Raw genomic sequence first — 19,381 nt, 5'->3', positions numbered from 1 at the left:
CGCGGGCCGCTACAGGAACGGCCCGCCGGGCAGGGATTACTTCTTCTTCAGTAACGGCTTGAGGAAGCGCGCGGTATGTGAAGCTTCGCAGTTGGCCACGGTTTCCGGCGTGCCGGCCACCAGGATTTCACCGCCGCCGCTGCCGCCTTCCGGCCCCAGGTCGACGATCCAGTCCGCAGTTTTAATCACGTCCAGATTGTGCTCAATCACCACGATGGTATTGCCCTGGTCGCGCAGCTGATGCAGCACCGCCAGCAGTTGCTGGATATCGGCGAAGTGCAGACCGGTGGTCGGCTCATCCAGGATATACAGCGTTTGGCCGGTACCGCGTTTCGACAGCTCACGTGCCAGCTTGACGCGTTGCGCCTCGCCGCCGGACAGCGTGGTGGCCGACTGGCCGAGACGGATGTACGACAGGCCCACTTCCATCAAGGTTTGCAGTTTGCGCGCCAATGCCGGCACCGCGTCGAAGAATTCACGTGCCTCTTCGATGGTCATTTCCAGCACTTCGTGAATGCTTTTGCCTTTGTACTTCACTTCCAGCGTTTCGCGGTTATAGCGCTTGCCTTTACAGTGATCGCACGGCACGTAGATATCCGGCAGGAAGTGCATTTCCACCTTGATCACGCCGTCTCCCTGACAGGCTTCGCAGCGGCCACCCTTGACGTTAAAACTGAAGCGGCCTGGGTTGTAGCCACGGCTACGCGACTCAGGTACGCCGGCGAACAGTTCACGCACCGGAGTGAAGATGCCGGTGTAGGTCGCCGGGTTAGAACGTGGAGTACGACCGATCGGGCTTTGATCGATGTCGATCACCTTGTCGAAATGCTCCAGACCGGTCACTTCGCGGAAAGGTGCCGGTTCGGCCAGGGTGGCACCGTTGAGCTGACGCTGGGCGATTGGGAACAGCGTATCGTTGATCAGCGTTGACTTGCCCGAGCCGGAAACCCCGGTAATACAGGTAAACAGCCCCACCGGCAGCGTCAGCGTCACGTCTTTCAGGTTGTTGCCGCGTGCGCCGCTCAGTTTCAGCACCTTGGTCGGATCGGCCGGTACACGTTGCTCAGGAATGGCAATCCCACGTTTGCCGCTGAGGAACTGGCCGGTCAGTGATTCCGGCTGCGCCATGATGTCTTCGACGGTACCTTCTGCCACCACCTGGCCGCCATGCACCCCGGCACCGGGGCCGATGTCGATCACGTGATCGGCGGCGCGGATGGCGTCTTCGTCATGCTCAACCACGATCACCGTGTTACCGAGGTTGCGCAGGTGGATCAGCGTTTCCAGCAGGCGTTCGTTGTCGCGCTGATGCAGGCCGATTGACGGCTCGTCCAGTACGTACATTACGCCCACCAAACCGGCACCAATCTGGCTGGCCAAACGGATACGCTGTGCCTCACCGCCGGACAGGGTTTCCGCCGAGCGCGACAGCGACAGGTAGTTCAGGCCGACGTTCACCAGGAACTTCAGGCGATCGCCAATTTCTTTCAGCACTTTCTCGGCAATCTGGGCGCGTTGGCCGCTGAGCTTCATGTTCTGGAAGAAGCTCATGGCGTGGCCGATGCTCAGATCGGAGATTTCCGGCAGCGTGGTGTCTTCAACGAACACGTTGCGCGCTTCTTCACGCAGGCGGGTGCCGTGGCACGAGGCGCAAGGACGGTTGCTGATAAACTTGGCCAGCTCTTCGCGTACCGCGCTCGATTCGGTCTCTTTATAGCGGCGTTCCATATTGTGCAGCACGCCTTCGAACGGATGGCGGCGCACGGTGGTATCACCGCGATCGTTGATATATTTGAATTCGATGGTTTCTTTGCCGGAACCGCTGAGCACCGCTTTCTGCACGTTGGCATCCAGGCTGTTGAACGGCGCTTCGACGTCAAACGCGTAATGCTCCGACAACGAGCGCAGCATCTGGAAGTAATAGAAGTTACGGCGATCCCAGCCGCGGATCGCACCGCCGGCCAGCGAAAGCTCAGGGTTCTGTACCACACGTTCCGGATCGAAGAACTGCTGCACGCCCAGGCCGTCACAGGTCGGGCAGGCACCGGCCGGGTTGTTGAACGAGAACAGCCGCGGTTCCAGCTCGCGCATGCTGTAGCCGCAGATGGGGCAGGCGAAGTTGGCGGAGAACAGCAACTCATCGGCCTTCTCGTCGTCCATGTCGGCAACGACGGCCGTGCCGCCGGACAGCTCCAGCGCGGTCTCGAACGATTCCGCCAGACGCTGCGACATATCGTCACGCACCTTGAAGCGATCGACCACCACTTCGATAGTGTGCTTCTTCTGCAGCTCCAATTTTGGCGGATCGGAAAGATCGCAGACTTCACCGTCGATACGCGCACGGATATAGCCCTGGGTGGCCAGATTTTCCAGCGTTTTGGTGTGCTCGCCCTTGCGATCTTTTACCACTGGTGCCAGCAGCATCAGGCGTTTGCCTTCCGGCTGGTTGAGCACGTTGTCCACCATTTGGCTGACGGTTTGCGCCGCCAGCGGCACATGGTGCTCCGGGCAGCGCGGTTCGCCGACGCGGGCAAACAACAGGCGCAGGTAATCGTGGATCTCGGTAATGGTGCCGACCGTGGATCGCGGGTTATGTGAGGTCGATTTCTGCTCGATGGAGATCGCCGGAGACAGGCCTTCAATGTGGTCGACGTCCGGTTTTTCCATCAGCGAGAGGAACTGGCGTGCATAGGCGGAGAGCGACTCGACGTAGCGACGCTGCCCTTCGGCATACAGAGTATCAAAAGCCAGCGAGGACTTGCCTGAACCGGATAAACCGGTGACGACGATCAGCTTGTCACGCGGGATAATCAGGTTGATGTTTTTGAGATTATGGGTCCGAGCACCACGAACTTCGATATTGTCCATTTACACTTCCCGTCTTGATGATACACCGCGCCTGTCTGGGTGATTTACGGACGATTTTGTGATCGAACGCGCAAAAAACCGGCACAGCCAGTACGAAACGCATAATTATGACACAAAAAAACCTGAATGAATATCCAGTATACGAATGCAACAAGGTCGATCGGAACGACAATTCTGGAATAGAATACGCAGTTATCAACACGGGTGTCGTTTCGGGCTGAGCGTGTTAAACTTACTCGTTTATACTGTGTAAAAATCAATCTTCAGGAGAGTTCTCATGGCCAGCAGAGGCGTAAACAAAGTAATTCTGGTCGGGAATCTGGGCCAAGACCCAGAAGTCCGTTACATGCCGAATGGCGGCGCAGTGGCCAACATTACCCTGGCGACCTCCGAAAGCTGGCGTGACAAGGCGACTGGCGAGCAGAAAGAAAAGACTGAGTGGCACCGCGTTGTGCTGTTCGGCAAGCTGGCTGAAGTGGCGGGCGAATATCTGCGTAAAGGTTCCCAGGTGTATATCGAGGGCGCTCTGCAAACCCGTAAGTGGACCGATCAGGCTGGCGTTGAAAAATACACCACCGAGATCGTTGTAAACGTGGGCGGCACCATGCAGATGCTGGGCGGCCGTCAAGGCGGCGGTGCACCTGCAGGTGGTGGTCAGGCTTCCGGCGGTCAGGGCGGTTGGGGTCAGCCTCAACAGCCGCAAGGCGGCAACCAGTTCAGCGGTGGCCAGCAGGCTCGCCCAGCGCAAAACAATGCGCCGGCAGCCAGCAGCAACGAACCACCAATGGACTTCGACGACGATATTCCTTTCTGATATCAGGTTGTCTAAAGCCGATGAAAAAGCCCCGAAAGGGGCTTTTTTGTTTCTGAAGGAGGCTGCTTTCACGCCAAACTCACTGCCCGGCTGGGGCTTGTTGCGGCTTCTCTGCTGCTGGCGCACTTTTGGATTGGTCCATGGCTTGCTGCTTGCGAGTTCGCTGATCCATGATCAGCCGATAAGCGACGTAGTATTTGTAGATATTGCTGACATAGGTCACCGTCTCGGCCCCAATCCGTTCGGCGGCCAGGTATTCCACATTGCCAAACCAGATATTGGGGTTAAAGCCACGTTTCTCCGTTTCCGCTCGCAAACGAGCGATGCGGGCTGGGCCTGCGTTGTAAGAGGCGAATGAGAACAGCACTTTGTCGAGGGGCGTCATCGGCTCGTCTGCGTAGTAGCGGTCAATCATCCAGCGCATGTATTTCACCCCGGCATTGATATTGGGATCCAGTTTGCGGATGTCGCCGACCTTCAGCTCTTTGCCGGTGCCCGGCATCACCTGCATAATACCGATAGCACCCACCGGGCTGCGGACCGACTGGTTGAGGCGCGACTCCTGATAGCCCTGGGCCACCATCAGTAGCCAGTCCACGTTATAGCGATCGCCATATTTCCTGAACACGTCTACCATCGCCAGAAATTTGCTGCGCTCCTTCTCTGAGGCCGCGTTTTTGACATATTTGGCATTTTTCAGGTAGCGCAACAGAAGAGTGTTCCCCAACTTGCTGCCCTGGCGATTCTTCTCTACGAAGCCGTTGAGCAAAGCGAGTAACTGCGGGTTATCCTTGCGCACCGCCCAAGCGATGTCGGCATCGTCACGCAGCACCACATTTTCGTGTATCTGAATTTTAGGGAAAACCTGTTTCCAGAACAGAGCCTTATGGCGATCAACCACGATAAGTGGAATGAGGCCGGCACTCAGCATCTCGATCAGATCCTCATCCTCGAGCGCTTCGGGGGCTGTCTCCAGGATAACGGGAGGACGTGATTCCTGGGCAAAGCGCTTATTCAGGGCCACCAGGCTTTCGTGATAGCTCGATGAGAGGCGCACGAATACCGTTTTTCCGGAAAGTTGTTCCAGGTTTTCCACTTTGGGTGAGGAGGGGCCAGAAATCAGCAGTTCCTTCACTTTCGGATAAAGAGCGGTGGTGAATGTCACTTGCTCCTGACGCGCCGGGGTAATGGTGAGGTTGGAGGCAGCAATGTCGCCCCGGCCTTCATTGAGGGCATTGAGTAACTGGTCACGAGCTACCGGCACGAAGATGACGCGCACCTTAAGATGGCGCTGTTTGAGCTTTTTATCCTTCATCAACTTGAGATTAAGGTCGCGCTCGAACTCCATAAATATGTCATGGGTGGCTCCGCGCTGGGTGCCCTTGGTGATAAAGAAAAAGGTTTTGCTGTAAGTCGTCAATACCCGAATCACCCGTCGGTCGAGCATGCCTGGCAAATCCCCCAGCCAGGGGCGCATGATGTCGTCCATATTCACCTGGAGTGTCTCTGGTTCTTCCTGATCCTGCGTCTTGTCCTTCATTGGGGCCGCATATACTGAACCGGTGAACAGCAGGGCTGTGAGACACGCCAGGCAGGCGACCAGCAATCTTTGGGAAGAGGTGGCATTCATGGAAGACACTCCGAATGGTGCGTCTTCTCATTGTAGTCAAACTAAAAAAGCCCCGAGAGGGCAATGCTGGTCAGTTAAGGTGATATTGTTCCCTCTCCTTTGGGAGAGGGTTAGGGTGAGGGGATACATACCAACGCGAAAGCCCCTCACCCCGGCCCTCTCCCTCGGGAGAGGGGGACGCCCACTTAAACAACGTCGTACATCCTTATTCAGAACTGTACTTAACTGAACGGCATTACCCGAGAGGGGCTTTTTGTTTTTCTGGGAACATTAAGCCGAGAAGCCGCCGTCGATGCTCAGGCTGGCACCGGTGATATATCCCGCCTCGGGGCCAACCAGATAGGCGACGAAGCTGGCGATCTCTTCGTCCTTGCCGTAACGACCGATCGCCATCATCCCTTTCAACTGCTCGGCGAAATCGCTGTTGTCCGGGTTCATATCGGTATCTACCGGGCCGGGCTGCACGTTGTTGACGGTAATGCCGCGTGGGCCGAGATCGCGTGCCATGCCTTTGGTCAGGCCGACCAGCGCAGATTTACTCATCGCATATACCGCGCCGCCGGCAAATGGCATACGTTCGGCGTTGGTGCTGCCAATATTGATGATGCGACCGCCATCATTCATATGACGCGCGGCTTCCTGACTGGCGACAAATACGCTGCGGACGTTCACCGCCAGCGTGCGGTCCAGATCTTCCAGCGGCAGTTCTTCGGTGCTGCCCATCGCCAGCACACCGGCGTTGTTCACCAAAATATCCAGATTGCCCAGGCTGTTTACTGCCTGGCGCACCGCCTGCTGCAGCGCTGTTGCATCGGCACTGTCGGCCTTGATCGCCAGCGCCTTGCCGCCGGCAGCAGTGATTTCACTCACCACCGCATCGGCTTTGTCGGCAGAGGCGACGTAGGTTAATGCCACAGCGGCACCTTCGCGCGCCAGGCGTTTGGCGATGGCGGCACCGATGCCGCGTGAACCGCCCTGAATGAATGCGACTTTGCCTTGCAGAGAGAGAGTTGCGGACATGATGTTTCTCCAGAGTGGGATTAGGTTAATAAAGCTACCGGTTCAGTATCGGAGAAACGCGGATCGGTAACTAGCCACAAAGAGCTATAATCAGCTTAAACCATTGGTTTGAAATCGTCGGAGAAAAATCATGCTCGGCCATCTGGAATGTTTTGTCAGCAGCGCAGAGAGCGGCAGTTTTTCCGCCGCCGGCCGCAAGTTGGGGATCAGTTCTGCCGCAGTGGGAAAGAACGTCACCAAACTGGAGTCGTTGGTGGGCGTGCGACTATTCCAGCGCAATACGCGTAAATTGACGCTGACCGAAGAGGGCGAACGTTTTTTGCAGGAGGTCAGCGGCGGCTTGCTGTCGATCCAGTGTGCGTTGAAAAGTTTGAGTAGCAGCGGTGGGGTTGCTGCGGGAACCTTAAAGGTCAGCATGGGTACCGCTTTTGGCCTGCATTTTGTGCTGCCGATGTTGCCGGATTTTCTGGCACGTTATCCGGCGATTATTCCAGACTGGCATTTTGATAACCGTCAGGTGGATTTGATTGGCGAGCATTTCGATGCGGCAATGGGAGGTGGTATCGAACTGGCGCAGGGGATGATCGCCCGTGAACTGGCACCGGCACACGGCGTGCTGGTGGCTTCGAGGCAGTATTTGCAACAGTGCCCGTCGCTCCAGCAGCCGGAACAGTTGGTGAGTCATGCGGGCATTTTTATTCGCTCACCGCAAACCGGGCGAGTCCGCAACCTGCCGCTGCGCAATGCGGATAACGAGCAGCGAGCGCCGAGCATGACGATAAAAATGACGGTAAACGAGCCGGAAGCGGCGGCACGGGCCGCGGAAATGGGTTTAGGCATTGCGCTGATCAGCATGCCGAACGCGTTACCTTATCTGGAGAGCGGCCGCCTGGTGCGAGTATTGCCAGGCTGGTATGTCGATCGCGGTAGTGTGCACCTGTATTTCCCCACCACCAAATTTCTGCCGACCAAAACCCGGGTGTTCGTCGATTACATCACCGAACAATTCCGCCTGCAGAAGCTGGCGGCTCGGTTTGACGCGCGCTAGAAACGTGAAAAGCCCCTTGCGGGGCTTCATTCTTCCGTCAGTTTACTGTCTGACGATCAGTTGAAGATTTCTGCGGTGCCGTACAGTTTGTTCTGGCCACCGGCGGAGATGATGCGGTAAGAGCTGGCGCCTGATGCTGTGGCTTTGTTGGCCAGTTCAGTTTCCAGTGCGCTCAGGTTAGAGGCACCGCTAACGGACACCACACCGATTTTCTGGGCGTCGGCAGCAGGTTGGCTGGTTGGCTGGTCGGCAGCAACGCTGGCGAAAGAGGCGGTAGTCAGCAGCAGAGCAGTAGCAAAAATTTTGATGTTTTTCATGATTCAATCCTCAGGGTATTTTTTAGGTGAGAGGTTGTTGCCTCTCGATGTGGTAGATAATAGGCTGGCGCGGCTGAATAGAAAATCGGAGAGTTTTGATAATCTTTATCAAATAAATTGACTTATTTTTGATCGGTGCGGCTTGCGCTGGCGTGCTGGAAAAATCGCCACTACCCTTTGAGTAAGCAGAAACCTTAGAGGAGTAAACGGCATGTCAGTCAACGCGTTTATCGGCAGTTGGTCATTAGTGTCTTCTGTCTTCAAAGGGGAAGACGGCAGAGTCAATCACCCGCTGGGCGAGCAGGTGCTGGGTCGCATTAACTATGAGCCCAATGGCACCATGGCGGCGCAGCTCTACAGCGCCACCCGGCCATGCTTTACCGCCGACGATCTGGCACAGGGCAGCGAACAGGAGCTCCGCGCCGCCTTTATCAACATGATTTGTTATTTTGGTCGCTATCAGGTGGACGAGAGCGAGCAGCGGGTGGTGCATCAGGTCGAAGGCAGCTCGTTCCCCAATTGGATCGGTAGCCGCCAGGTGCGCTTTTATCGTTTCTCCGGCGATCGTCTCGAGCTTCGTACGGTACCGCTGCAGTTTGGCAACGGCGTGCAGACAGGCGAATTGGTATGGCAACGGATAGGAGCGCCCTTATGATCATTGTTCACCATCTGAATAACTCGCGTTCGCAGCGTATCCTGTGGTTTTTGGAAGAGTTGAACGTGCCCTATCAGGTGCAGCGCTATCAGCGCGATCCGCAAACCATGCTGGCACCGCCGGAGTTAAAGAAAATTCATCCGTTGGGCAAGTCGCCGGTGATTGTCGATGGCGATCTGACGTTGGCGGAGTCCGGCGCCATTATTGAGTACCTGCAGGAAGCCTACGACGCGCAGGGGCAGTTTATTCCCACCGACTATCATGCCCGTCAGCAGTACCGGTATTGGTTACATTATGCCGAAGGGTCGTTAATGCCATTGCTGGTGATGAAGCTGGTGTTTAGCCGGTTGGGCCAGCCGCCGATCCCCTGGTTGCTGCGGCCGGTGGCGGGGGCGATTGGCAAAGGCGTGCAGCGTGAATATCTGGACAAACAGATCGCGCCACACTGTGATTATCTGGAACAGCACCTGAGCAAAAACACCTGGTTTGTCGGTAATGAATTCAGCGCGGCGGATATCCAGATGAGCTTCCCGCTGGAGGCGATGGCGTCACGTGGCGCACTGGACGGTTGCCCCAAGCTGCGCGGTTATCTACAGCGCATTCATACGCGTCCGGCCTACCAGCGGGCGCTGGAGCAGGGCGGGCCTTATGACCTGCTGAGCTGAGGCGATGGGCTATACTCGATGAGGTCACCCTTCATCGGAGGTAGCCCATGGCTACGCAAATCTTTGTTAACCTGCCGGTGGGCAATCTGCCCGCATCCATGACATTTTTCACCGAACTGGGCTTCAGCTTTAATCCCCGGTTTACCGATGATACCGCCGCTTGCATGGTAGTTAGCGACAGTATTTATGTGATGTTGCTGACCCACGACAAATTCAAAATGTTCACCCCGAATCCGATTGTCGATGCCAAAAAATCGACCGAGGTTTTGCTGTGTCTGTCGCAGCCCGATCGGGCTGCAGTGGATGCACTGGTGCGCAAGGCGATTGCTGCCGGCGGTAATACCTATAATCAGCCGCAGGATTACGGCTTTATGTACGGTCACGGTTTCCAGGATTTGGACGGTCATATCTGGGAACTGATGTACATGGACGAAAAGGCCGCGCAGGCCCAGTGACTCTTTTTGCCCTCCGAACGGGGGGCTTTCCCATCAGATTTCCCTATGTGACAAATTTCATATTTTCGATAATGATGGGCCTCATTACTTTTCTGCATAAATTGCCGCGATCTTTGGTTGATCAGAGGGCACAGAAGGCTGGATAATCGTTTGCCTTGAATAAACCACCATAAATCACCCGCCTCACGCCATGAGAGTTAATCGTTTGCCTTAATAAGCGCCGCCAATGGGTGACGTGAGTGAAAGATCGAAAAGCAAACGATACCCTACCAAACAGGTGTGGGCGGAATAACAAGCCTTGCAACGGGCTGGCAATGAAACACAGGGGACAGCAAGATGTCGAATTCTCAAGCGAACAACGCCGTTAAACCAAAAGGCGGGCTTGATGGTTATTTTAAAATTTCTGCGCGTGGCAGCAGCGTGCGGCAGGAAGTGGTGGCGGGGTTAACCACCTTCCTGGCGATGGTTTACTCGGTGATTGTGGTGCCGAGCATGCTGGGCAAGGCGGGTTTCCCGCCAACGGCGGTGTTTGTCGCCACCTGTCTGGTTGCCGGTCTGGGTTCGTTGCTGATGGGGCTGTGGGCTAATTTACCAATGGCTATCGGCTGTGCGATCTCACTGACCGCCTTTACCGCCTTCAGCCTGGTGCTGGGTCAGCACATCAGCATTCCGGTGGCGCTGGGTGCGGTATTCCTGATGGGCGTGCTCTTTACCATTATCTCGGTCACCGGTATCCGCGCCTGGATCCTGCGCAATCTGCCGATGGGCGTGGCACACGGCACCGGTATCGGCATTGGTCTGTTCCTGTTGCTGATCGCCGCTAACGGCGTGGGTCTGGTGGTGAAGAACCCGCTGGACGGCCTGCCGGTGGCATTGGGTGCCTTCACCTCATTCCCGGTAGTGATGACACTGCTTGGACTGGCGGTGATTTTCGGTTTGGAAAAACTGCGCGTTCCTGGCGGCATCCTGCTGGTGATTATCGCCATTTCGGTGATTGGGCTGGTGTTTGACCCGGCAGTGAAGTATCAGGGGCTGTTCGCCATGCCAAGCCTGGCGGACGCTAACGGCCATTCGCTGATTTTCAGTCTGGATATCATGGGCGCCTTGCAGCCGGTAGTGTTGCCGAGCGTATTGGCGTTGGTGATGACGGCGGTGTTTGACGCTACCGGCACCATCCGTGCGGTAGCCGGTCAGGCTAACCTGTTGGATAAAGACGGGCAGATCATCAACGGCGGCAAAGCGCTGACTTCGGACTCCCTGAGCAGCATTTTCTCCGGCCTGGTGGGCGCGGCTCCGGCAGCGGTGTATATCGAATCTGCGGCGGGTACTGCGGCGGGCGGCAAAACCGGCCTGACTGCGACCGTGGTCGGCCTGCTGTTCCTGATGATCCTGTTCCTGTCGCCGTTATCTTATCTGGTGCCGATTTACGCCACCGCACCGGCGCTGATGTACGTCGGCCTGCTGATGCTGAGCAATGTCACCAAGCTGGACTTCAACGACTTTGTCGATGCCATGTCCGGCCTGCTGTGCGCGGTGTTTATCGTGCTGACCTGTAATATCGTCACCGGCATCATGCTGGGCTTTAGCGCACTGGTGATTGGCCGTATCTTCTCCGGCGAATGGCGTCGGTTGAATATCGGTACCGTGGCCATTGCCGTGGCGCTGGTGGCGTTCTATGCCGGCGGTTGGGCAATCTGATCGTGCTGGTGTTTCCCCCGTCGCTTCGGCGGGGGATGTTTTATCCCCATTTCTGCTTCAGATAAGTCTCCTTCTGCCGATACTGCATTTTGAATGGCACAACAAGCTTTAACCGCTGTAAAAAAAGTGATCTACTATCGGGCATATTCAGAGATATTTCTGAACCCTGGAGTCTAAGGAAAGCATGGAAATCTTTTTTACAATCCTCATTTTAATTTTGGTGGTCTCCCTGTCCGGGGTGGTGACGCGCATGTTGCCGTTCCAGGTGCCATTACCGTTAATGCAGATCGGTATCGGGGCCTTGTTGGCCTGGCCGCATTTTGGGCTGCACGTCGACTTTGACCCTGAATTGTTCCTGGTCCTGTTTATTCCGCCGTTGCTGTTTGCCGATGGCTGGAAAACGCCAACCCGCGAATTTTTGCACCACGGCCGTGAAATCCTTGGTCTGGCACTGGTGCTGGTGCTGATTACCGTCGTCGGTGTCGGCTACCTGATTTACGCCATGGTGCCGGGCATCCCGCTGGTGGCGGCGTTTGCCCTGGCGGCGGTACTGTCGCCAACCGATGCCGTGGCGCTGTCCGGCATCGTGGGTAAAGGGCGTATTCCCAAATCGATCATGGGGGTGCTGGAAGGTGAGGCGCTGATGAACGACGCGTCCGGTCTGGTCTCACTCAAATTCGCCATCGCAGTGGCGATGGGCACCATGGTATTTACCGTGGGCGGGGCGACGCTGGAGTTTCTCAAGGTGGCGATCGGCGGCCTGCTGGCCGGTGTGGCGATCACCTGGCTTTACAGTAAGTCGTTGCGCGTCATGAGCCGCTGGAGTGGTGACGACCCGGCAACGCAAATTGTATTCCTGCTGCTGTTGCCGTTTGCCTCTTATCTGATTGCCGAACATATTGGCGTCTCCGGCATCCTGGCCGCGGTTGCTGCGGGGATGACCATCAGCCAGTCCGGCGTGATCCGCAATGCCCCGCTGGCGATGCGTCTGCGTGCCAACAGCGTCTGGGCGATGCTGGAATTTGTGTTTAACGGCATGGTGTTCATCATGTTGGGCCTGCAGCTGCCGGGGATCCTGGAGACCTCCATCTTCCAGGCGGAGCTGGATCCGACCATTCAGACCTGGTACCTGTTTGCCGATGTTGCCATCATCTACGCCGCGTTGCTGGTGTTGCGCTTCACCTGGCTGTGGCTGATGAAAAACGCCAGCCGTCGCTTTATGAAAAAACGGCCGTTGCAGTTTGGCGATTTCACCACGCGTGAACTGTGGGTGGCGTCGTTCGCCGGGGTGCGTGGGGCGATTACGCTGGCGGGTGTGCTGTCCATTCCGCTGTTGCTGAGTGACGGTTCTGCCTTCCCGGCGCGCTATCAACTGGTGTTTATTGCCGCCGGGGTGATCCTGCTTTCGCTGATTGCCGGCGTCATGGCGTTGCCGCTGTTGCTGCGCGGCGTGCAGGTGGCAGACAAGAGCGTCAGCAAGAGTGAAGAGCGGATGGCGATTGCCATGGCGGCCGAAGTGGCGATCGAAAGCATCAACAAAATGGAAGAACGACTGGCCGTGGATACCGAGGAAAATATCGATCCGCAGATATTGAAAGAGATCAGTTCGCGGGTGGTCGGGACGCTGCGGCGGCGCATCACCACTAAAGACGATATCGAAAATGCGCTGATGCTGGAAAACCTCGAACGGCGTTTTCGCCTGACGGCGCTGCGTGCCGAACGCGGTGAGTTATATCACCTGCGCGCCACGCAGAAAATCAGCAACGAGACGTTGCAAAAATTATTGCACGATCTCGACCTGCTGGAAGCGCTGTTGATAGAGCGCGAGGGGTAATGCCAATGGGGCCGCAGACGCGGTCCCGTTTATTTCATCGACGGCCAGTAGTCGCGACAGCAGGCGATCCAGGCCTGGGCGCTGTGTGACAGGTAGCTGCCCTGACGCCAGATTAACCCCACCTTCCATTCCATGCGTGGCTCCAGCGGCAGCCAAATCAGGTTTTCCTTATCCAGCCATTGGCAGACCGGCTCCGGCAGGGTGGCGATGCCAACCCCGGCCTGCACCATCGACGCCAGAAAATCCCACTGCCCGCTGCGTACCGCAATCTGGGGTTCAAAACCGGCCTGGCGGAATGCTGTCATCAGCATCTTGTAGAGCGCGAAGTCCTCGTTATAAAGCAGGATCGGCCAGTTGGCCAACTCGGAGATATGGATACTGGTACGGTTTAACCAGTGCGGCGTTCGTGGTGCGACCACGCACATGGGGTGGCCGAGCAAGGGCAAAAAGGTCAGTGGCTGAGCGGAATCGACTGGCAGAATGGTCATCGCCAGATCCAGTTCACCGGACATCACCGCCTGTTCAACCGATAGCCCGCCCAATTCTGAAATTTTGAGTTCGATGCCGGGATAAGTCTGGCGAAACTGCCGGATCAAATCGGCAATCTGCCGGCCGACCATCGGTGGGATGCCCAACCGCAGCACGCCTTTTTTCACCGAGCTGATGTCTTCCAGCTCGGCTTCCAACTGGCGGAATTCATCGATGATGGCCAGACCGCGCTGATATACCGCCTGGCCGCTGTCGGTCAGGTGCAGCCTGCGGCCTTCGCGGATCAGCAAGGTGCACTCCAGTTCCTCTTCCAAATGGCGCAGCATCTTGCTGATGGTCGGCTGGGTGACGAACAGTTTTTCCGCCGCGCGGGTAAAGCTTTGCTGGCGCACCACTTCCACGAAGTAGCGCAAAGTGCGGACATCCACGTTGGGTTCTCCTCAGGAACAATACCAGCGGGAAATTATTCCCTGATGGCATGATATTGATGATTTTAATTCATTTCAGGCGGGGTTTCCTGGCTGCGTATACTGTAATCCGTGAATTTTTTGTTTAAGGTCATCTTCCATGTTACTGGCGTTACGCCACGCTGCTCCTTCTTTGCTGGCCCGCTTGCAGGTGCCTGTCCAGGTTGTTTTATACGCGGTGTTATTTTTGATTGCTGACCGGCTGGTGCAGCAGTTCCATTTGCCGTTGCCCGCCAACATTATCGGCATGTTGATGCTGCTGGCGCTGATTTCGCTGCGCATTCTGCCGCTGAACTGGGTCAGGGCCGGTTCGCGCTGGCTGCTGGCCGAGATGCTGCTGTTCTTCGTCCCGGCGGTAGTGGCGGTGGTCAACTATGCCCAGTTGCTGATGGTTGAGGGCTGGAAGATTTTCCTGGTGATTGCCGTCAGCACCACGCTGACGCTGGGCGCGACGGGGCTGGTGGTTGATCGGGTCTATCGACTGGAAGTCTGGTTGCAACGGCGAAAACAGCGCGATGAGTGATTTTATCCTGAGCATCGCCTGCTTTGTGGCAACGCTGGCGCTCTATTTCGCCAATAAAAAACTCTACCGCCGCCGTCGAACCTTGCTGTTAATGCCATTGGTACTGACGCCAATGATCCTGGTGCTGTTGCTGGTGGTGACCCATATTTCGTACCAGGATTACATTGGCGAAACGGACTGGTTGCTGTGGCTGCTGGGGCCGGCCACCATCGCCTTCGCGGTACCGGTATACGAGAATCTGCATATTATCCGCCGCCACTGGCTGTCGCTCAGCGCCGGAGTGCTGACGGCAGTGCTGGTGGCTGTTTACAGCTCGGTGTGGCTGGCGCGACTGCTGACGCTGCCGGAAGAGGTGCAGCGCAGCCTGGCAGTGCGCTCCATCACCACGCCGTTTGCGCTGGAGGCGGCCAAACAGATGGGCGGGCAGGCAGATCTGGTGGCGCTGTTTGTGGTGATCACCGGGGTGTTCGGCATGGCGGTTGGGGATATTTTGTTCCTGCGGCTGGCGGTGCGCAGCAGTCTGGCGAAAGGCGCCGGGCTTGGGGCGTCATCACACGGTGCCGGTACGGCGAAAGCCTATGAGATGGGGCAGGAAGAAGGGGTAGTTTCCAGCCTGGTGATGATGCTGGCGGGGATTATCACGGTGATTGCCGCGCCGCTGATAGGGCAACTGATGTGGTAAGCCTGCGGCAACGAGCGCCGCAGACAGGGTAAACTCAGCGAATACCGCTCGAAATGGCCGGCGTTCTTGATGATGCGCGTAACACACGGCCGATGTCATCATGGCTGAAAATAATCGAGTGATGGTTACAGGCCAAAGATTGGATCTGCAAATGATGGCAAATCGATGACAGTCCGTTGTCGGCAATTGCCAGCAGTTCTTGCCCATCCCCTTGTTCGGTCATACTCAAATTCACATCCTCCGTGGCTTTAAATAGCGTGACCTGCGCGTACAGTAACGGCTCGCTGAGAGTTTCCTTGTTCAGGGATAACTCAGTCGGCTCCGCCCGTAACGCCCTGTCGGCGGCCTCACCCTCAATGCCCAACATCACCAGCATTGCCGCCAGCAGACCTGGCTCGCTGCGAATTTGGAAGGCAGTTTGATAAAAGGTGTCCAGCAAGAAGACCTGGATGTCACGAAAACCCCGGTTTTCAAGCTGTGCCGCCATTTCAAGGGCAATCAGGCCCCCGAGCGACCAACCCAGCAGGCGTACCGGGCGGGCAGGCGACAGCTTCATATGGTCGAGATAATGTGACGCCAACTCGCGTAATGACGTGATGTGCGGGTGGATAAACAGGTTGTAATTGTTAATGCCAAAAACGTTAAAGTCCCCCTCCAGTGAACTGGCCAGATCGCGATAAATTTCGCAACCGGTGACTGCAGGGTGAACCATCCAGATATCATCGGCAGCGACGCTTTTGTTCAGACGCAGTACCTGCTTAAAGGTAAAATTGGTGTGATTGAGGCGGGCTAATAACTGCTGCAAGGGTGCAGCCACTGGCGGGGCTGCGGCATCAGCTACTTTTTCTGCGGTCAGCGCACAGGCCTGAGAGCGCAGCGTGGGGTGAGCAAACAAGGTTTTTATCACCACCGGATAACCACGGCGCTTCAGTTTGACCAACAGTTGGATGGCATGCAGTGAATGGCCACCGAGTTCAAAGAAATCATCATCCAGACCAATCTGCGTGACACCGAGCAATTCGCTCCACAAGGCCGCAAGCAACTGCTCCTGCGCCGTCTGCGGAGCCTGATGCTGCCGCGAAACCTGAGTAGCCGGTGCGGGGGAGGGCAAAGCCTTGCGGTCCAGCTTGCCGTTGGGGGAAAGTGGCAAGGCCTTCAGTCTGATAAAGCTGGAAGGCACCATAAAATCCGGCAAATGCTGTTGCAATTGACGGCGCCACTGCGCTGAACGCACGTTTTCGTCTGGCGCAACCACATAGGCTACCAGGCGTTTCCCGCCGTTTTCATCTTCTCGTGCCAGTATTGCGGCGTCTTCAACGCCTTCACACTGTCGCAGATGTTGCTCGATTTCACCCAGCTCAATGCGGACCCCATGGATCTTGACCTGGAAATCATTTCTGCCCAGATATTCGATGTTGCCATCCGGTAGCCAGCGGGCAAGGTCGCCGGTTTTATACAAACGGGCCAGGGTGTCGATGCTGAATGGATCGACAATAAAGCGCTCGGCGTTTAACTCGGGACGATTCAGGTAGCCACGGGCGACCTGAATACCGCCAATATGCAGCTCGCCAGCAACCCCAGGCGGTAGCGGTTGTAACTGAGCATCCAAAATATGGAGCTGCGTATTGGCGATTGGTTTGCCGATCGGCACCAGCGCTCGCTCATCGTCAGGCTGGCATTGCCAACTGGAGACATCCACTGCGGCTTCTGTCGGGCCATAAAGATTGTGTAGCTCCGCATGTGGCAACTGCTGCAGACAACGCTGTACCGTGGCCAAAGGCAAGGCTTCGCCGCTGCAAATGATGCGGCGTAAGGAGGCGCAGTGCGCCATTTCACCATGGCGTAAAAATAATTGCAGCATCGAAGGAACAAAATGCAGGGTAGTGACCTGATGCTGGGCAATGCAGGCACCAAGATAATCGGGATCTTGATGGCCACCGGGTTTGGCAATCGCCAGGCGGGCACCCACCATCAACGGCCAAAAGAATTCCCAGACCGAAACATCGAAGCTGAACGGCGTTTTTTGCAGCACCACGTCGTCGTGGGCCAGAGGATAGGCTTGCTGCATCCAGAGCAGGCGGTTGATGACTCCCCGATGTTCATTCATCACCCCTTTGGGTTTGCCTGTCGACCCTGAGGTATAAATCACATAAGCCAGGCTGCGTTGCGGGTCGCCAGCCAGTGGCGCAAGATTATCCTTGGGTTCCTGTTGCCACAGATGACTATCGTGCTGGAGGTGCAGGCGTGGAATAACGATGTCATGGATCGGATGCAATGCCTGCTCACCGGCCTCGTCGACCAATACGTATTTTGCGCCGCAATCATGCAGCATATGCCGCATACGATCTTGCGGATAGTCGGGGTCGATCGGCACATAGGCCGCACCTGATTTCAAAATGGCATACAGGGCGATCACCATTTCCGGACTACGGTTGACGCAAACTGCGATGCGATCATCAGGCTGTATCCCTTGCTGGCGCAGAAAACCGGCAAATTGGTTGGCCTGGTGATTCAATTGCAAATAGCTGATTTGTTGCTGCTCGTAGCAAAGAGCAGGGGCGTTTGGCGTACGCAAAACCTGTTGTTCTAAAAATTGATGGATCCCCTGTGGCATGTCCCAGGACTGTTGCGTGTCATTCCATTCGTGGAAAATATGTTGCTGCTCAACGGGCAGCAACAGCGGCAGTTGCCCCAGAGGTAAACTGGCATCGCCCTCCAACAGATTATCGAGCATCTGTACGATGCGATTGGCCATGCGCTCACCGTCCTGCTGGCTAAACCAGGCCTGGTTGAGGTTGAACTCCAGCACTGGATCATCACCCGGATGATAGTGACGAAGGTAAATGCCCAATGGCAGTTGCTCATAGCCATGATGCATGTTCTCGACCTTGAATTGGCTTCCTTCCAGCTCAATGTCGGTCGGGAAAACCTCCAGCGAAAAACTGATATCAAAAAGCTGGCGTCGCCCTTGTTGATGCAGGTTCAGTTGGCGGTTTAGGTCGGCGATGGGGAAGCGCTGGTGGCGATAGCATTTGCGCAACTCACTGCCCACTTGATGTAGCAGGTGGGCAAAGGGTTGCTGCAAGTCGACATTGATATTGAGCGGGATCATCGAGGAGAACATGCCCAGCGTCTGCTTATGATCGCTGGTGCTGCGGTTATGTACCGGGACACCCAGGGTGACGTTGTCCACCTGCCAAATCCGCGCGAACCAACAGGCCAGCAGAGCCACCATAAAATGCATTGCCGAACCGCCGTGATGGGCTGCATATTGCTCTAATTGCAGGAAACGTTGTCGTGGTAAGCGCTTGATGATTTGGTTGCTGGGGTAGGTTTGTTGCTCGGTGTAATTTTGTCGCCGTTCCAAAACGGAGGGTGGCGCTGCTGCGAAACGTTCGAGCCACCAGTCGCGGTCGCGCTGGTAGCGGGATGACTGGAGGTAGGCCTGGTCGCTAGCCACAAAATCACCGTAGCGCGAGTAGCCGGCATCACCTGTTTCTCCCGCTTTTAATTGCTTATAGCGATCCATGATCATACGGCTTAGTAACGAGATCGATGTACCGTCCGCAATCAGGTGGTGTGAAGCCAATAACCATAATGTCGTGGAGTCGTCGATCTTGGTTAAATGGCAGCGCCAAAGCAGATCTTCATACAGTTGATAAGGCTGGATAAACATTTCCCGCAGGTGGTGATGCGCCTGGCTGGTGGCATCTTCCTGCTGCGAAAAGTCGTGGTAGTGAAGCTCAATGGATTTTTGAGGCAGCGACCTCTGAGTGACACCTTGCGGCGTTTCCTGTAGGGCGGTCTGCAATGCATCGTGCTGTTGCTGTACGTATTGGATGGCTTGTTTAAACAGAGGGAATGAAATTTCCCGTTCTACACGCCATAAGCATCCGACATTATAAAGTGGAATATCAGGGTTTAAGCTTTGATCAAGCCATACGGCCTGTTGTACCGTCGTGAGAGAATAAGCAGACACGGAACCACCTCCATAAATATATGAAAGAATCGACTTAAATAGGTGCGCAGTCGGTAAGTACTCGAACATTATAAAAGGTGATGGTGAATTAGCCCAATTTCACATTAAATATTTTTAACGATCCGATGCAATTATGTTTATTTTATTCATTTCTTTTTGAATTTTTTGCTTGGTATGTATTTTTTAAAATGTCATTCATCAGGAGATGAAAAATAGGATCTTGTGGTTGGGCATGCA

General features: G+C 55.9%; 15 protein-coding genes. 9 read left to right on the top strand and 6 right to left on the bottom strand.

Features of this window, described 5'->3' with window-relative positions:
- Positions 1 to 36 precede the first annotated feature (36 nt).
- Entirely contained in the window at positions 37 to 2,868 is a 2,832-nt protein-coding gene (gene uvrA, locus ACNT1W_RS24160) for an excinuclease ABC subunit UvrA (protein WP_012147134.1), read from the bottom strand.
- Positions 2,869 to 3,145: 277 nt separating this feature from the next.
- Here uvrA and ssb1 point away from each other — a divergent pair, with 277 nt between their 5' ends.
- Positions 3,146 to 3,682, top strand: a complete 537-nt coding sequence (ssb1, locus tag ACNT1W_RS24155; RefSeq protein ID WP_017894189.1) for a single-stranded DNA-binding protein SSB1 — start codon at positions 3,146 to 3,148, stop codon at positions 3,680 to 3,682.
- Positions 3,683 to 3,761: 79 nt separating this feature from the next.
- Here the strand turns inward: ssb1 and ACNT1W_RS24150 are convergent, their stop codons facing one another.
- Both ACNT1W_RS24150 and ACNT1W_RS24145 read right to left on the bottom strand, forming a co-directional pair.
- The gene (locus tag ACNT1W_RS24150) at positions 3,762 to 5,312 is read right to left on the bottom strand and encodes a lytic transglycosylase F (protein WP_112362628.1); all 1,551 of its coding nucleotides are present in this window, start codon (positions 5,310 to 5,312) and stop codon (positions 3,762 to 3,764) included.
- 270 nt (positions 5,313 to 5,582) lie between these two features.
- The gene (locus ACNT1W_RS24145; protein WP_012147131.1) at positions 5,583 to 6,332 is read right to left on the bottom strand and encodes a 3-oxoacyl-ACP reductase family protein; all 750 of its coding nucleotides are present in this window, start codon (positions 6,330 to 6,332) and stop codon (positions 5,583 to 5,585) included.
- A 130-nt stretch (positions 6,333 to 6,462) separates the two neighbouring features.
- Here ACNT1W_RS24145 and ACNT1W_RS24140 point away from each other — a divergent pair, with 130 nt between their 5' ends.
- Positions 6,463 to 7,380, top strand: coding sequence for a LysR family transcriptional regulator (locus tag ACNT1W_RS24140; protein ID WP_419246254.1), 918 nt, complete (start codon positions 6,463 to 6,465; stop codon positions 7,378 to 7,380).
- A gap of 56 nt (positions 7,381 to 7,436) precedes the next feature.
- Here ACNT1W_RS24140 and bhsA read toward each other — a convergent pair whose 3' ends face one another.
- Positions 7,437 to 7,697 (bottom strand): multiple stress resistance protein BhsA, encoded by a 261-nt coding sequence (bhsA, locus tag ACNT1W_RS24135; RefSeq protein WP_419246253.1) that lies wholly within the window; start codon positions 7,695 to 7,697, stop codon positions 7,437 to 7,439.
- A 211-nt stretch (positions 7,698 to 7,908) separates the two neighbouring features.
- Between bhsA and ACNT1W_RS24130 the strand changes: the two genes are divergently transcribed.
- The 5 genes from ACNT1W_RS24130 to ACNT1W_RS24110 all read left to right on the top strand — a co-directional run bounded on the left by ACNT1W_RS24130 (position 7,909) and on the right by ACNT1W_RS24110 (position 13,004).
- Entirely contained in the window at positions 7,909 to 8,352 is a 444-nt protein-coding gene (locus ACNT1W_RS24130; protein WP_419246252.1) for a lipocalin-like domain-containing protein, read from the top strand.
- Entirely contained in the window at positions 8,349 to 9,017 is a 669-nt protein-coding gene (locus ACNT1W_RS24125; protein WP_261132999.1) for a glutathione S-transferase family protein, read from the top strand. Before ACNT1W_RS24130 ends, ACNT1W_RS24125 begins: the two co-directional genes overlap by 4 nt.
- Before the next feature lie 47 nt (positions 9,018 to 9,064).
- On the top strand, positions 9,065 to 9,472 hold the full coding sequence (locus tag ACNT1W_RS24120; protein ID WP_012147126.1) for a VOC family protein: 408 nt from the start codon (positions 9,065 to 9,067) through the stop codon (positions 9,470 to 9,472).
- Positions 9,473 to 9,808: 336 nt separating this feature from the next.
- On the top strand, positions 9,809 to 11,170 hold the full coding sequence (locus ACNT1W_RS24115; protein WP_012147125.1) for an NCS2 family permease: 1,362 nt from the start codon (positions 9,809 to 9,811) through the stop codon (positions 11,168 to 11,170).
- A gap of 184 nt (positions 11,171 to 11,354) precedes the next feature.
- Complete coding sequence (locus ACNT1W_RS24110; RefSeq protein ID WP_012147124.1) at positions 11,355 to 13,004, top strand: Na+/H+ antiporter; 1,650 nt, start codon at positions 11,355 to 11,357, stop codon at positions 13,002 to 13,004.
- Positions 13,005 to 13,033: 29 nt separating this feature from the next.
- Here ACNT1W_RS24110 and ACNT1W_RS24105 read toward each other — a convergent pair whose 3' ends face one another.
- Positions 13,034 to 13,921, bottom strand: coding sequence for a LysR family transcriptional regulator (locus ACNT1W_RS24105; protein ID WP_012147123.1), 888 nt, complete (start codon positions 13,919 to 13,921; stop codon positions 13,034 to 13,036).
- A 139-nt stretch (positions 13,922 to 14,060) separates the two neighbouring features.
- Here ACNT1W_RS24105 and ACNT1W_RS24100 point away from each other — a divergent pair, with 139 nt between their 5' ends.
- Positions 14,061 to 14,483 carry a CidA/LrgA family protein gene (locus ACNT1W_RS24100; protein WP_261132994.1) on the top strand — a complete coding sequence of 141 codons (423 nt, stop codon included), beginning with the start codon at positions 14,061 to 14,063 and terminating at the stop codon, positions 14,481 to 14,483.
- A complete protein-coding gene (locus ACNT1W_RS24095) occupies positions 14,476 to 15,165 on the top strand; it encodes an LrgB family protein (protein ID WP_419246251.1) in 690 nt (229 codons plus the stop codon). The genes ACNT1W_RS24100 and ACNT1W_RS24095 overlap by 8 nt, the downstream gene beginning before the upstream one ends.
- Before the next feature lie 34 nt (positions 15,166 to 15,199).
- Here ACNT1W_RS24095 and ACNT1W_RS24090 read toward each other — a convergent pair whose 3' ends face one another.
- Entirely contained in the window at positions 15,200 to 19,144 is a 3,945-nt protein-coding gene (locus ACNT1W_RS24090) for a non-ribosomal peptide synthetase (protein WP_419246250.1), read from the bottom strand.
- Positions 19,145 to 19,381 lie beyond the last annotated feature (237 nt).

The sequence above is a fragment of the Serratia sp. NFX21 genome (genome assembly GCF_048517035.1).
GTDB classification, from domain to species: domain Bacteria; phylum Pseudomonadota; class Gammaproteobacteria; order Enterobacterales; family Enterobacteriaceae; genus Serratia; species Serratia quinivorans.
The sequence above is the reverse complement of the archived record's forward strand: the minus strand, read 5'-3'. Positions and strand labels throughout refer to the sequence as shown.

Excerpts from the sequence above, each read along its gene's own strand:
- ACNT1W_RS24140 (WP_419246254.1), top strand. The coding sequence starts at position 6,463 with ATGCTCGGCCATCTGGAATGTTTTGTCAGCAGCGCAGAGAGCGGCAGT.
- ACNT1W_RS24145 (WP_012147131.1), bottom strand. The coding sequence starts at position 6,332 with ATGTCCGCAACTCTCTCTCTGCAAGGCAAAGTCGCATTCATTCAGGGC.
- ACNT1W_RS24095 (WP_419246251.1), top strand. The coding sequence starts at position 14,476 with ATGAGTGATTTTATCCTGAGCATCGCCTGCTTTGTGGCAACGCTGGCG.
- ssb1 (WP_017894189.1), top strand. The coding sequence starts at position 3,146 with ATGGCCAGCAGAGGCGTAAACAAAGTAATTCTGGTCGGGAATCTGGGC.
- ACNT1W_RS24100 (WP_261132994.1), top strand. The coding sequence starts at position 14,061 with ATGTTACTGGCGTTACGCCACGCTGCTCCTTCTTTGCTGGCCCGCTTG.
- uvrA (WP_012147134.1), bottom strand. The coding sequence starts at position 2,868 with ATGGACAATATCGAAGTTCGTGGTGCTCGGACCCATAATCTCAAAAAC.
- bhsA (WP_419246253.1), bottom strand. The coding sequence starts at position 7,697 with ATGAAAAACATCAAAATTTTTGCTACTGCTCTGCTGCTGACTACCGCC.
- ACNT1W_RS24110 (WP_012147124.1), top strand. The coding sequence starts at position 11,355 with ATGGAAATCTTTTTTACAATCCTCATTTTAATTTTGGTGGTCTCCCTG.
- ACNT1W_RS24150 (WP_112362628.1), bottom strand. The coding sequence starts at position 5,312 with ATGAATGCCACCTCTTCCCAAAGATTGCTGGTCGCCTGCCTGGCGTGT.
- ACNT1W_RS24130 (WP_419246252.1), top strand. The coding sequence starts at position 7,909 with ATGTCAGTCAACGCGTTTATCGGCAGTTGGTCATTAGTGTCTTCTGTC.
- ACNT1W_RS24125 (WP_261132999.1), top strand. The coding sequence starts at position 8,349 with ATGATCATTGTTCACCATCTGAATAACTCGCGTTCGCAGCGTATCCTG.
- ACNT1W_RS24120 (WP_012147126.1), top strand. The coding sequence starts at position 9,065 with ATGGCTACGCAAATCTTTGTTAACCTGCCGGTGGGCAATCTGCCCGCA.
- ACNT1W_RS24115 (WP_012147125.1), top strand. The coding sequence starts at position 9,809 with ATGTCGAATTCTCAAGCGAACAACGCCGTTAAACCAAAAGGCGGGCTT.